At 72.7% G+C, this 13,190-nt stretch carries 10 protein-coding genes; 5 read left to right on the forward strand and 5 right to left on the reverse strand.

The features are described 5' to 3' along the window. Positions 1 to 20: 20 nt before the first annotated feature. The 3 genes from AB0B63_RS02150 to AB0B63_RS02160 form a co-directional block, all read right to left on the reverse strand. Positions 21 to 878, reverse strand: a complete 858-nt coding sequence (locus AB0B63_RS02150; protein WP_357013858.1) for a hypothetical protein — start codon at positions 876 to 878, stop codon at positions 21 to 23. A 192-nt stretch (positions 879 to 1,070) separates the two neighbouring features. After that, positions 1,071 to 2,729 (reverse strand): CocE/NonD family hydrolase, encoded by a 1,659-nt coding sequence (locus AB0B63_RS02155; protein ID WP_357014383.1) that lies wholly within the window; start codon positions 2,727 to 2,729, stop codon positions 1,071 to 1,073. Between the two features lie 8 nt (positions 2,730 to 2,737). Then, positions 2,738 to 3,253: a MarR family transcriptional regulator gene (locus tag AB0B63_RS02160; RefSeq protein WP_208569267.1), complete on the reverse strand. Its 516-nt coding sequence runs from the start codon at positions 3,251 to 3,253 to the stop codon at positions 2,738 to 2,740. 146 nt (positions 3,254 to 3,399) lie between these two features. Between AB0B63_RS02160 and AB0B63_RS02165 the strand changes: the two genes are divergently transcribed. The 3 genes from AB0B63_RS02165 (at position 3,400) to AB0B63_RS02175 (ending at position 8,956) form a co-directional block, all read left to right on the forward strand. Then, positions 3,400 to 5,508, forward strand: a complete 2,109-nt coding sequence (locus AB0B63_RS02165) for an efflux RND transporter permease subunit (RefSeq protein ID WP_357013861.1) — start codon at positions 3,400 to 3,402, stop codon at positions 5,506 to 5,508. A gap of 481 nt (positions 5,509 to 5,989) precedes the next feature. Beyond that, positions 5,990 to 7,858, forward strand: a complete 1,869-nt coding sequence (gene typA / locus AB0B63_RS02170) for a translational GTPase TypA (protein ID WP_357013864.1) — start codon at positions 5,990 to 5,992, stop codon at positions 7,856 to 7,858. Positions 7,859 to 8,098: 240 nt separating this feature from the next. After that, positions 8,099 to 8,956 (forward strand): serine hydrolase, encoded by an 858-nt coding sequence (locus AB0B63_RS02175; protein WP_357013867.1) that lies wholly within the window; start codon positions 8,099 to 8,101, stop codon positions 8,954 to 8,956. A gap of 63 nt (positions 8,957 to 9,019) precedes the next feature. Here AB0B63_RS02175 and AB0B63_RS02180 read toward each other — a convergent pair whose 3' ends face one another. After that, positions 9,020 to 9,817 (reverse strand): tyrosine-protein phosphatase, encoded by a 798-nt coding sequence (locus AB0B63_RS02180; RefSeq protein WP_357013871.1) that lies wholly within the window; start codon positions 9,815 to 9,817, stop codon positions 9,020 to 9,022. Between the two features lie 43 nt (positions 9,818 to 9,860). Between AB0B63_RS02180 and AB0B63_RS02185 the strand changes: the two genes are divergently transcribed. Beyond that, a complete protein-coding gene (locus AB0B63_RS02185; protein WP_357013874.1) occupies positions 9,861 to 10,958 on the forward strand; it encodes a dipeptide epimerase in 1,098 nt (365 codons plus the stop codon). 60 nt (positions 10,959 to 11,018) lie between these two features. Further along, positions 11,019 to 11,927, forward strand: a complete 909-nt coding sequence (locus tag AB0B63_RS02190) for a C40 family peptidase (protein ID WP_219463775.1) — start codon at positions 11,019 to 11,021, stop codon at positions 11,925 to 11,927. Positions 11,928 to 11,991: 64 nt separating this feature from the next. Here AB0B63_RS02190 and AB0B63_RS02195 read toward each other — a convergent pair whose 3' ends face one another. Continuing rightward, entirely contained in the window at positions 11,992 to 12,990 is a 999-nt protein-coding gene (locus AB0B63_RS02195) for a TerC family protein (RefSeq protein WP_208569224.1), read from the reverse strand. Positions 12,991 to 13,190: the final 200 nt, after the last annotated feature.

Consider the following 13,190-nt stretch of genomic DNA (forward strand, 5'->3'; position numbering starts at 1 on the left):
GGGTGCCACGGGGTCTGCGGTCAGGCGACCAGCCGCTTGGCCAGCTCGTCGGCGACCTGCTTGGCGATGGTGGGCGGGATCGCGGCGGCGATCTTCTCCGGGGTGAGCCCGGCCAGGACGCCGGTGATGATCGCCTGTTCGTCGGTGAAGTCCTTGTTGGCCAGTACGGTCAGCGCGGTCTGCAACGAGGCCAGCTGCGCGCCGAGCGACTTCAGGCTCGGGTGCGGGACGACGAAGTCCGGGTTGGTGTGGTCCTCACCCATCGCCATCCGGGTGTAGATCTGACCCACCGGGTTCCGGCCGTCCAGGATGGTCAGGTTCTTGTGGACGGTCTCCAGCCAGGCGTGCTCTTCGGGTGTCATGTCGGGTCCTTCCAGTAGTCCGATGCCGGTCAGGTAGCGCCGGAACAGCGGGGTCTGGTCCCGTCCGGCCTTGGTCGAGTCGCGGAAGAAGCTGAAGTGGGTGTGCCACAGGTGCGAGTCGTCGCCGGAGTTGCGCTTGCCGAGCCGGTCCCAGCGCCGCACGACCTTGCCGTCGGGCGAGTAGATGATCTCCCGCAGGTCGCGGCTGTCCGCCGTGTTCGCCCGGCACTGGGCGACGCACCACTCGGAGAACGTCCGCAGGTCGTGGGTGACGCCGCCGGACCGGACGCTGAACGTGCCCACGTCCAACCCTGAGGCGTAGAGGGTGAGGCCGGCGGAGTCCCGGGGAGACTCGACCACCGAGTAGTCGTTGGGGACCACCCGGTCGGAGCCGCAGTGGTAGCCGCCCCGGTGGGCCGGATCGCCGACGATCCCCACCGATGCCGGGTCGAGGCTCTTGATGGTGTCGAGCAGGAGCCGGCGGACCGCCAGCAGATTGGCCGGAGCCGTCGTCATGACGTCCCCCTTTCCGCAGCCGGAACCAGGGGTGCCGACTGCTTCGGCGTCAGGCCAGGGCCGGGGACCGTCGTGACTCCGCGTAGGCAGCGCCCGCTGGGAGAACGGAACCGACCGCTGGTGCACGTCATCGGGCGTTATGGGAGACGGTATCCACACATGCCGGAAAATCCCAGCTCAAGGGGCTTGTCTTCAGATAGGTCGAAGCTGGGAGTTGACTGGGACCGTGGGCAGCACCAGCCGCGACGGATGCGATGGATCATGCAGGATCTGCCGCAGCCCTGCGCGGAGCGTGATGGCCGTCCCGAGTGGTTCGCCGGTGCCGGGATTGCGCGCGTAGCGGGGATGGGCACCGCCCGAGACCTGCACCCGCAGCCGGTGCCCGACGGCGAAGCGGTGCGCCACCGGCCACAGTGCCACCGGCACCCGGGTCACCCCGTCCGGGTCGACCGGGAACCGGCCGGGGGCCACCCGGACCAGACCGTCGGCGACGTTCCAGGACCGGCCGCGCCGGTCCACGTCGCAGAGCCGCACGAAGACGTCCAGGTACGACAGTTCGCTGCGGACGTGGATCTCCGCGTGGACCGGGCCGACCACCTCGACCGGGTCGGTCAACACCGCACCGGTGTAGACCAGCACGTCGGGGCGGGCCTCGACGGGACGGTTGTCGACCGGGCCGGCCCGCTGGGCGACCAGCAGCGGGCCACCCAGCGACGGGGTGGGGTCGGCGGGGTCGTACCGGATGGTGTCGGGGGCCGATTCGGCCGGTGGCTGCGGGGCGAGCCGGCCCCCGGCGTGCAGGTGCCACGGGGTCGCGGTGGCCGGCGGCGGCCAGTCGGGAAGGTCACGCCAGCCTCCGCCGTCCCCGCCGACGTGCACCCGCACCGGGGCGCGCGGCGGCGCGGGTCGGCCGTGCAGGTGGGCGTCGAGCCAGCCCAGCCCCTCCCGCAGCGACTCCGCCAGCAGGCCGGGGCTGCCGTGCGTCCACGGGCCGACGGTGAGCCGGGTGGGCACGCCCGCCGCCCGCAGCGCGGCGTGGTCGGCGAGCTGGGCGGGGAGGAAGATGTCCTGCCAGCCGCTGACCATCGCCACCGGGGCGCGCACCTCGGCGATCCGCGCGCCGAAGACCCGGGTCCGCCAGTAGTCGGCGTCCGGGGTGTGGTGGTGCAGCCACTCCTGGAAGAACGGCACGGTCACCCCGGTCGCCACCCGGTCGGCCTCGGCCAGCGGCAGGTGGGCCAGGGCGGCGGCCAGCCGGGGCTGCCCGCGCTTGAGCTCCCACTGCCGGGCCAGCCACGGTACGGTCTGCGCCTGGAGCAGCTCGGCCCAGGTCAACACGGTGTCCAGGGCGAAGGACTCCCCCGGGTACGTCGAGTCGCGGGTGGCCGAGGCAGTGACCACCGCGACCATCGCGGCCAGCTCCTCCCCCGCGTCGGCCGCCAGCGCCCACTGGACGAAACCCTGGTAGCTGGCCCCGAACATGCCGAACCGGCCGGTGTACCAGGGTTGCCGACGCAACCAGTCGACGGTGTCGAGCCCGTCGTCGCGCTCGTGCACCAGCGGGTCGAACAGCCCGTCGGAGCCGTCGGTGCCCCGGCAGGACTGGATCACCAGGTGGAAACCGCGACCGGCGACCAGCCGACCGAGCAGCCGCATCGGCCCGCCCCGCCCGTACGGCGTGCGGATCAGCACGGTCGGCGCACCGGGCAGCCGGGGGGCGTAGTGGTCGGTGCGCAGCCGCGCCCCGTCGCGGGCCCGGACCACGACGCCCCGGGTGACGTCGACCCGGTGGGTGGGCGCGGCCGGCAGCCGCAGCGCGGCGGCGGCGAGTCGGGCGAGCGAACGGTCCAGCACGACGGTCAGTCCACCGGGCGGCGGGACGGCTCGGCGCGGGCGGCCCGCATGGCGTCGCGGTGCTCCCGCATGGAGGCGACCATGGTGGTCATGAACCGCTGCACGACCGCCAGCTCGTCGTCGGTGAACCGGGCCATCACCTCGTCGGTACGCCGCCCGAGCGGGCCGAAGAAGCTCATTGCCAGGGCGGCCCCCTGGTCGGCGTAGTGCAGGAACACCTTGCGCCGGTCGGCGGTGTCGCGGTCGCGGCGGATGTGCCCGGCGCGTTCCAGCCGGTCGATCAGCGCGGTCACCGACCCGGAGGAGAGATTCAGCTGTTCACCCAGCCGGCCGGGGGTGATCGGGTCGCCGAGCAGCTCGGCGTCCATCACGGCGATCAGGGCGTGCAGGTCGGTCGGGTTGAGCCCGTGCAGGCCGGCGAAGGCGTGCCCGATGTGCTGCGCGTCCACCGAGTAACGCCGCAGGTCGTTGGTGATGTCGGCCACCATCCGCCCGCGCGGATCGTCCCGCCGCCGATACATCTCGTGCGCTGCCACGCCCGCCGTCGCCCCCTGTCGATGCGCCCGGTTGCAGCATAGAACAGCTACCGATAATCTCGTCCATCAAGATACTCGAAGGGCGGGCTATCTCCCCGTCCGGCGTCCCCCACCGACCAAGAGGGCATCCGATGTCTCTGTTCACCCGCGTCGCCCGCAGCCGGCTCGCCGCCTGGCTCACCGTGGTCGCCGCGATCGTCGTCGGCGCGATCGTCTTCGGCCTGCCCAAGCCCGACAACCCCGCCCCCGTCTCGACCACCGGCCTGTCCGTGCAGTGGCAGTCGACCCAGGTGGAACGCCTCCAGGAACAGCTGCCGCAACGCGACGTCCAACCGGCCATCGTCGTGGTCAGCCGGAACGACGGCGCGGCCCTGACCGACGCCGACCGGGCCGCCGTCACCGGACGCGCAGGCGCGCTGGGCCGGCTCGCCGTCGGCGGTCAGGTCAGCCCACCCCAGGTCTCCCCGGACGGCACCGTCGCGCTGCTCGCCGTCCCGCTGGACACCGCCGGCGGCCAGCAGGCCGTCGCCGACGAGGTGGCCCAGGTACGCGACGCCCTCACCGGCCTCCCCGACGGGATCACCGTCGCGGTCACCGGGGCACCCGCCTTCACCGCCGACCTGACCAAGGTCTTCGAAGGCGCCGACATCACCCTGCTCGCGGTCACCGCCGGCGTCGTCGCCCTGCTGCTGCTGATCACCTACCGCAGCCCGTTCCTGTGGATCGTGCCGCTGATCGTCGTCGCCGCCACCGAACAGCTCACCCTGCGGGCCGTCGACACCATCGTCCCGGCCGTCGGCATCAACCTCCAGGAGGGCGCGGTCACCGGCATCGCCAGCGTGCTGGTCTTCGGCGCCGCCACCGACTACGCCCTGCTGCTCATCGCCCGCTACCGCGAGGAACTGCGCCGCCACGAGGACCGGTTCGCCGCCATGCGCGCCGCCGTACGCCGTACCGCCGAACCGATCCTGGCCAGCGGCGGCACCGTCGTGCTCGGCGTACTCACCCTGCTGCTCTCCGAGCAGGAGACCAACCGGGCGCTCGCCGTGGCCTGCGCCACCGGGGTCGTGTTCGCCATGCTCTCGGCGCTGTTCGTGCTGCCCGCCGTGCTGGTCATCTTCGGCCGGGGACTGTTCTGGCCGTTCGTGCCCAGGGTCGGCGGCCCGGCCCGTGAGGGCAAGCTGTGGGGCCGGCTCGGCGCGGCCGTGGTCCGCCGCCCGGTGCCCGTCGCCGCGCTCGCCACCCTGCTGCTCGCCGGCCTCGCCCTCGGCGGCCTCGGCATCCGCACCGGCCTGTCCGAAACCGAACAGTTCCGGGTCGAGCCGGAGGCGGTCGCCGGAGCCCAGACCCTGGCCCGCGCCTTCCCCGCCGGCACCACCCAGCCGGTGGCCGTCCTCACCAACCCGGCCGCCGCCCCGGCGGTCACCCGGGTCGCCGCGGCCGTGCCCGGTGTCGCCTCCGCCCGGCCCGGCCCGGCCGGCGGCAACGTGGCCCAGGTCGACGTGGTGCTGACCGACGAACCGGGCACCCCGGCATCCGACCGGGCCGTCGAGGCGCTGCGCGACGCCGTCGCCGCCGTACCCGACTCCGCCCCACCGGCCGTCGAGGGCGTCGACCCGCCCGACGGCGCGCTCGTCGGGGGCACCGTCGCCGCGACGTACGACTCCGACGAGGCCAACACCCGCGACCTGTGGCTGATCCTGCCGATCATCCTGGTGCTCGTCCTCGCCGTACTGGTGGTGCTGCTACGCGGCCTGCTCGCCCCGCTGCTGCTGGTGCTCACCGTGATCGCGTCCTTCTTCGCCAGCCTCGGCGCGGCCTGGCTGCTCTTCGACCACGTGCTGGGCTTCCCCGCGCTGGACAGCGGGGTGCTCCTGCTGGCCTTCGTGTTCCTCGTCGCGCTCGGCGTGGACTACAACATCTTCCTGGTCACCCGGGCCCGGGAGGACGCCCGTCTCACCGGTACCCGGGACGGGATGCTGTCCGCCCTGCGGGTCACCGGCGGGGTGATCACCAGCGCGGGCATCCTGCTCGCTGCGGTCTTCGCCGTCCTGGGCGTGCTGCCGTTGATCCTGCTGACCCAGATCGGGATCATCGTGTGCCTCGGTGTGCTGCTCGACACACTGCTGGTGCGTACGGTGCTGGTGCCGGCCCTGGCGTTCGTGCTCGGCGACCGCTTCTGGTGGCCGGGCCGCATCCACCGGGACGCCCCCGAGCCCACCCCCACCCTCACCCCCTGACCCCACCCCCACCCCTCGTCCCGCCCCGGGTACCGCGAGCAAGATCGCGCTCGATCCTGGTTGTAGTTGCCTCCGCCGTTGCGGAGACAACTACAACCTTGTTCGAGGGCGAACGCGGGCGACGGGCGACGAACACGGCCGGCGGGACGGGGGGCGGAGGTGCGGGGATGTGGTGCCGGTCACGGCCGGCCCGGTCAGCGGGAGCAGTGCCGAGACGGGCCTTCCCGGGCCCGCGTACGCTAGGAGACCGACCAGCAGGGTCGACTCCCCCCGGCACCGACACCGACGATCACCGTGGCCTCGTCCGCCGTGACCGTCGCGACCGGGTGCCCGACCGGCCCACCGGGGCCGGCGGGATGCCGGTGGGAGCGGCAGACCCGCAGCTGGCACGGCCGCAACAGCAGTTCCGGCCGAGTTCCGGGCGGCGTCGGGGGTGACCCCGACACCTGACCCGGCAACCGCAGACAGGAGTATGGAGGGTATGCAGCTTCGCACCGACCTCCGCAATGTCGCCATCATCGCCCACGTCGACCACGGCAAAACGACCCTGGTCGACGCCATGTTGCGGCAGGCCGGCGCCTATGGGGCCCGTGGTGAGAACACCGAGCGCGTCATGGACTCGATGGATCTCGAACGGGAAAAGGGCATCACCATCCTGGCCAAGAACACCGGCGTGCGCTACCTGCCGGCGGACGGCTCCGACCCGGTCACCATCAACATCATCGACACCCCCGGCCACGCCGACTTCGGCGGTGAGGTCGAGCGCGGCCTGACCATGGTCGACGGGGTGGTGCTGCTGGTCGACGCCAGTGAGGGCCCGCTGCCGCAGACCCGGTTCGTGCTCCGCAAGGCACTCAAGGCCCGGATGCCGATCATCCTGGTGATCAACAAGGTGGACCGGCCCGACGCCCGGATCAAGGAGGTCGTGGACGACACCTACGAGCTCTTCCTCGACCTGGACGCCGACGAGGAGCAGATCGACTTCCCGATCGTCTACGCCTGCGCCCGCGACGGCATCGCCTCGCTGACCCAGCCCGCCGACGGCTCGGTGCCCGGCGACAGCACCAGCCTGGAGCCGCTGTTCCGGACCCTGCTCGACACCATCCCGCCGCCCTCCTACGACGAGGGTGCCCCGTTGCAGGCGCACGTCACCAACCTGGACGCCTCGCCGTTCCTCGGTCGGTTGGCGCTGTGCCGGGTGCGTCAGGGCACCATCAGCAAGGGCCAGACGGTGGCCTGGTGCCGCACCGACGGCAACACCCAACGGGTCCGCATCTCCGAGATGCTGATGACCGAGGGCATGGAGCGTAAGCCCGCCGACTCGGCCGGGCCGGGCGACATCATCGCCGTCGCCGGCATCCCCGAGATCATGATCGGTGAGACCCTGGCCGACGCGGAGAACCCGATCCCGCTGCCGCTGATCACCGTGGACGAGCCGGCCATCTCGATGACCATCGGCACCAACACCTCACCGCTGGTCGGTCGGGTCAAGGGCGCCAAGGTCACCGCCCGGATGGTCAAGGACCGGCTCGACAAGGAGCTGGTCGGCAACGTGTCACTGCGGATCCTGCCCACCGAGCGGCCGGACGCCTGGGAGGTGCAGGGCCGTGGCGAGCTGGCCCTGGCGATCCTGGTCGAGCAGATGCGCCGGGAGTCCTACGAGCTGACCGTCGGCAAGCCACAGGTGGTCACCAAGGAAATCGACGGCAAGACCTGCGAGCCCGTCGAGCGGTTGACCATCGACGCGCCGGAGGAGTACCTGGGCGCGATCACCCAGCTCCTGGCCACCCGCAAGGGCCGGATGGAGCAGCTGGTCAACCACGGCACCGGCTGGATCCGGATGGAGTGGCTGGTGCCGGCGCGGGGCCTGATCGGCTTCCGCACCGAGTTCCTCACCGACACCCGGGGCACCGGCATCCTGCACCACGTCTTCGAGTCGTACGAGCCGTGGTTCGGTGAGCTGCGCACCCGCAACAACGGGTCGCTGGTGGCCGACCGGACGGGCGTCGTCACCCCGTTCGCGATGATCAACCTCCAGGAGCGCGGCCAGCTCTTCGTCGAGCCGACCACCGAGGTGTACGAGGGCATGATCGTCGGAGAGAACTCCCGCTCCGACGACATGGACGTCAACATCACCAAGGAGAAGAAGCTCACCAACATGCGGGCCTCGACGTCCGACGAGACCGAGAAGCTGATCCCCCCGCGCAAGCTCTCCCTGGAGCAGGCGCTGGAGTTCTGCCGCGAGGACGAGTGCGTCGAGGTGACCCCGGTCGCCGTACGCATCCGCAAGGTGGTGCTGGACCAGACCCAGCGGGGCCGGATGGCCGCCCGCCGCAAGCACGCCGGCTGAACCACCCCGCAGCACCCCGGAGCCCCGGTCCGCCACGCGCGGCCCGGGGCTCCGCCCTGCCCGACCGGGAGCCGACCGACGGGACGGGAGACCGGGGCCGAACCGGCCGCCCGGAGTGCGGCGTCGGGGATGGCGCGGGCGGGCTCGACCGTCGGGCCGCCCGGACGACGGGGGCCGTGCCCACCGGTCGCCTCGCTTCGGCGGCCCCCGTGCCCGCAGGCGGTCCGCTACCGTCACGGCATGACCTGGGATGACCTCGACGCCCGGCTGGACCGGGTGCCCGGCACCGTCTCGGCGTACGTGGGTCGGCTCGACGCACCGGCCACCTGGACCCGTACCCCCGACGCCACCCACTACGCGGCCAGCACCATGAAGGTCGCGGTGCTGCTGGCGCTGCACCGGGCCGCCGAGGCGGGCACCCTCGACCTGGACGTCCCGGTGCCGGTGGTCGACGAGTTCGACTCGGCCCAGCCGGGGGCGCCCCGGTTCTCCTGCGCCCGGCACTACGACAACGACGACGCGGTCTGGGAGCGGTTGGGCGGGCAGGCCACCCCGCGTTGGCTGGCCGACCGGATGATCACCCGGTCCAGCAACCTCGCCACCAACCTGATCATCGACCGGGTCGGGCTGCCCGCCGTCGCCCAGGCGTGGCAGCTCGCCGGGGCCCGGCACAGCGTCACCGGTCGGGGCATCGAGGACGCCGCCGCCCGGGAGGCCGGCATCACCAACCTGGTCACCCCGGCCGACCTGGCGGCGCTGCTCGGCGGGCTGGCCACCGGTGCCGAACACCCCGGACCGCTGGCCTCCCCGGCCGCCTGCGCCGCCATGCTGGACGTGCTGCTGGCCCAGCGGCACCGGGAGGATCTCGCCGCCGGGCTGCCCGACGGCACCCGGATCGCCCACAAGAACGGCTGGGTACGCGGGGTACGGCACGGTGCCGGCGTGGTCCTGCCCGACGACGCCCCGGCGTACGTGATCGCCGTCTGCACCACCACCGACCTGGCCGCCTCCCCCGACGACGACCTCGACGACGCCTGCCGACTGGTCGCGGAGATCTCGGCAACGGCCTGGGCGGCCCGACACGACCTGGCCGGCTGACCCGCAACGGCCCGCCCGCCACGATCGGCTGACCGGCCCGGCTGGGCCCGGACCCGCCCGGTGTCACTCCAGCAGGTGCGCCCGCAGGGCGGCGCGGACCTCGGCGGTCACCCCCAACCCGTCCACCAGGTACGCGTCGAACGACCCGAACATCCGGCGCACCTCGTCGTAGCCCGCGTCCAGGTACTCGGGGCGGACCTCCAGCACCGCCTGCGCCGTCTCCGGGTCCAGCTCCGGCCGGCGACGCAGCATCGCCGCCGACATGGTCGCCCGCGACTCCACCGTCAGGTCGTTGTGCCGCAGGTAGTCGGCCCGCACCGTCGCCTCGTCGACGCCGAGTGCGGTGAGCAGCACCACCGCCAGCCACCCGGTGCGGTCCTTGCCGGCCGAGCAGTGGAACAGCAACGGCAGGTGGGCCGGATCGGCCGCCAGCCGCACCGCGTGGGCGAAGCCCTCCCGGGCCACCGCGCCGCTGACGAACCAGCGGTAGACCTCCGCCATCGCCGCCGCCGCACCCCGCCGGGCCAGCTCGTCGTACCCGGTGAGGTCGTGACCGTGCAGCACCGCCGACAGGTAGGTGAACCCGGGGTGCGCCGGGTCGAGCACCGGCAACCGGACCAGACGGGGGTCACCGACCAGCCGGTTCGGCGGGGCGAGCGCGGTCTCCGAGTCGTCGCGCAGGTCCACCACGCAGGCCGGGGCGAGCCGGCCCAGCACCGTCAGGTCGGCCTCGGTCAACCGCCCCAGCGCCGGGGTCCGGATCAGCCGGCCCACGCGTACCCGCCGCCCGTCCGTGGTGGGTAGTCCGCCCAGGTCACGGGCGTTCGGTGCGCCCACCAGCTCCCAGTCCCGCACGCTCATCGGCCTCCCCTTCCGGCGACATGGTGCGTATAGGGTGCCGCACATGACGATCGCCGCGGTACGCACCCACCGGCTGTCCGCGCCGCTGCACACCCCGTTCGTCACCGCGCTGCGCCGGACCACCACGGTGCAGACCCTGGTGGTGGAGGTGACCGACGACGACGGTCGGTCCGGTTACGGGGAGGCACCGCAGGTGTGGCAGGTCACCGGGGCTTCGGTGGCCGGCGCGGAGGCGTGCGTGCGGGACGTGCTCGCCCCGGCGGTGGTCGGCCGGGACGCCGACGACGTGCTGGCTCGCTGCGCCGAGATGGCGGCGACGGTGGCCGGCAACGAGGCGGCCCGCTGCGCGCTGGACGTGGCCCTGCACGACCTGGCGGCACGGCGGCTCGGCGTACCACTGGTGCGGTTGCTCGGCGGCACGGCGCTGCGGGTGCCGACGGACGTCACGCTGGCGGCCGGGGACGGCGCGGAACTGGCCAGGGCGGCCCGGCAACGGCAGGGCGAGGGCTTCGACGTGCTCAAGCTGAAGGTCGGCACGGATGCGGCCGGCGACCTGGCACGGGTCCGCGCGGTCCGGGCGGCCGTCGGCCCGGGGGTGCGGATCCGGTTGGACGCCAACCAGGGCTGGACGCCGCGCGAGGCGGTCCGGGTGATCCGGGGCGTCGAGGACGCCGGGCTCGACGTGGAGTTGGTCGAGCAGCCGGTCGCCCGGTGGGACCTGGACGGCATGGCCTGGGTCGGCGACCGGGTGGGCGTGCCGATCCTGGCCGACGAGGCGGTGTTCGGGGTACGGGACCTGGTCGAGGTGATCCGCCGGCGGGCCGCCGACCTGGTCAACGTCAAGCTCGCCAAGTGCGGTGGGCTGCGACCGGCGCGGACCCTGCTGGAACTGGCCCGCGCGCACGGTATGGGCACCCTGGTCGGGTCCATGATGGAGAGCCAGGTCGGTGTCGGGGCGGCGGCCAGCCTGGCCGCCGCGTACACGACCAGTGCCGTGTCCGACCTGGACGCCGCCTGGTGGCTGGCCCGGTCACCGGTGCGCGGGGGGCTGCGGTACGAGGGCGCCACGGTGGTGCTGCCGGACGCCCCGGGGCTCGGCATCACCTCGGTGACCGAAAGAAAAGTTCACCACCAGAGTTGATGACCGCATTTTTCTTACCTATCGTCCGGTGAGGCACCGACACGTGAGCCGGAGGTCGACGTGGAGTTGGAGCCGGGCTGCGAGGCCCTCGTACAGGTGGCCGTCGCCACCCTCTGGACCGACCCCGGCGCGACCCGCCCGGTCGACCGGCCGGCCCTGTCGGTGCCGTCCGACACCGACGGCTGGATCACCGGGATGGACGCCACCCAACGGGTCGGCGACTGCGTGCTCAGCCAACTGCTGCTCGGCGAACGGGTCCTGGTGACCGCGCTGCGCCCCGGCGGCTGGGCCGAGGTGGTCGCGGTGCAACAGGCCGCCCCCCGACGTGACCCGCGCGGCTATCCCGGCTGGCTGCCCACCGCGCAACTCACCCCCGCCACCCCCGACGCGGACCCGCCCGGTCCGTTGGTCGTCGACGCCGTCAGCACCGGCCTGCGCGCCACCCCGGACGGCCCGGTGACCCTGCCCGGGGTCGTCCTCGGCACCCGGCTCCTGCCCGTGGGCCCCGCCGTGGACGGGTGGCGACCGGTCCGGGCACCCGGTCGACCCGATCCCCTGTGGGTGCCCGAGGTGGACGTCACCGACCTGCCCACCGTCGCGCCGACGGCCGACGAGGTGCTCACCGTCGCCGCCCGGCTGCGCGACGTCGCGTACGTCTGGGGTGGGCTCTCCGGGCACGGGATCGACTGTTCCGGCCTGGTCCACCTGGTCTGGCGGCGGTTCGGCGTGACGCTGCCCCGCGATGCCGACGACCAGGCGGCGGCCACCACCCCGGTGCCGGCCGGCGAGGAACTCCCGGGCGACCTCTACTTCTTCGCCCGCCCCGGACGCCGGGTCCACCACGTCGGCCTGGTGACCGACGGCAGCGGACCACGGATGCTGCACGCCTGCTACCGGCAGCGGCGGGTGCTGGCGGAGCCGCTGCCGCCCGACCGGGTCGCCACCCTGGTCGGCGCGCACCGGGTCTGACCCGGGGTTCGAACCGGCGATGGGCGTCACCGACGTGCGGTGACGCCCATCGTGGTCACGACGGTCAGCGGCGGGCCTCGACCAGCTCGCGGCGACGGTCCCGGGACGACTTGACCAGGCTCGCCACCGTCGCCACGGCGAGGCAGCCGAGGATGACGGTCAACGACAACCAGATCGGGATGTGCGGGGCCCAGCCGATCGGCTCACCACCGTTGAGGAACGGCAGGTTGTTGTCGGCCAGCGCCTCGAGCACCAGTTTGACGCCGATGAAGCCGAGCACCACCGCCAGGCCGTAGCTCAGGTAGATCAGCCGGTCGAGCAGCCCACCGACCAGGAAGTAGAGCTGTCGCAGACCCATCAGCGCGAAGACGTTCGCGGTGAAGACCAGGTAGGGCTCCTGGGTGATCCCGAAGATCGCCGGGATCGAGTCCAGCGCGAAGATCAGGTCGGTGGTGCCGATCGCGATCATCACCACCAGCATCGGGGTGAACAACCGCCGGCCGGCCTGGTGGGTGGTGAGCTTCGCCCCGTCGTAGTCCCGTGAGATCGGCAGCGCCTTGCGGCTCCACCGGATCAGCACGTTCTCCTTGAACTCGTCCTCCTCCGGCTCACCCTGGCGGGCCAGGTTGACCGCCGTGTAGATCAGGAACGCGCCGAAGATGTAGAACACCCAGGAGAACTGGGCGAGCAGCGCCGCTCCGGCGGCGATGAAGCCGCCCCGCATGACCAGGGCCAGCACGATGCCGACGAGCAGCACCTTCTGCTGGTATTTCCGGGGTACCCCGAAGCGGGCCATGATGATCACGAAGACGAAGAGGTTGTCCACCGAGAGGCTGTACTCGGTCAACCAACCGGTGTAGAACTGGCCGGCCACGTTGCCGCCCGCGGTGACCCACAGCCCGGCCCCGAAGAGCAGCGCCAGGCCGACGTAGAAGCTGACCCAGAGGCTCGACTCGCGGACGCTGGGCTCGTGCGGCCGGCGACCGATGATGAAGAGGTCGACGAGGAGCACAGCCGTCAGTGCGACGAGAGTTCCCGCCCACACCATTCCGGACACGTTCAATCCATTCCTCCGGCAGACACGCGGCGTCGGGCACACCGTACGCCGCGTGACGGCGGGGTGGGCGACGACGCACACACTGGTGACTGACGGAGGTCTCTTCCGCCGGTGACCCGCGAACGGGCCGCCGACCGGCGGAGCCGGGTCGATTGTCGGGGTGACGCTCGACCGTGCTGACGACTCCGTCGCGAGGGAATACTCCC

Origin of the sequence: Micromonospora sp. NPDC049081, assembly GCF_040648835.1 — a bacterium.
Classification (GTDB): domain Bacteria; phylum Actinomycetota; class Actinomycetes; order Mycobacteriales; family Micromonosporaceae; genus Micromonospora; species Micromonospora antibiotica.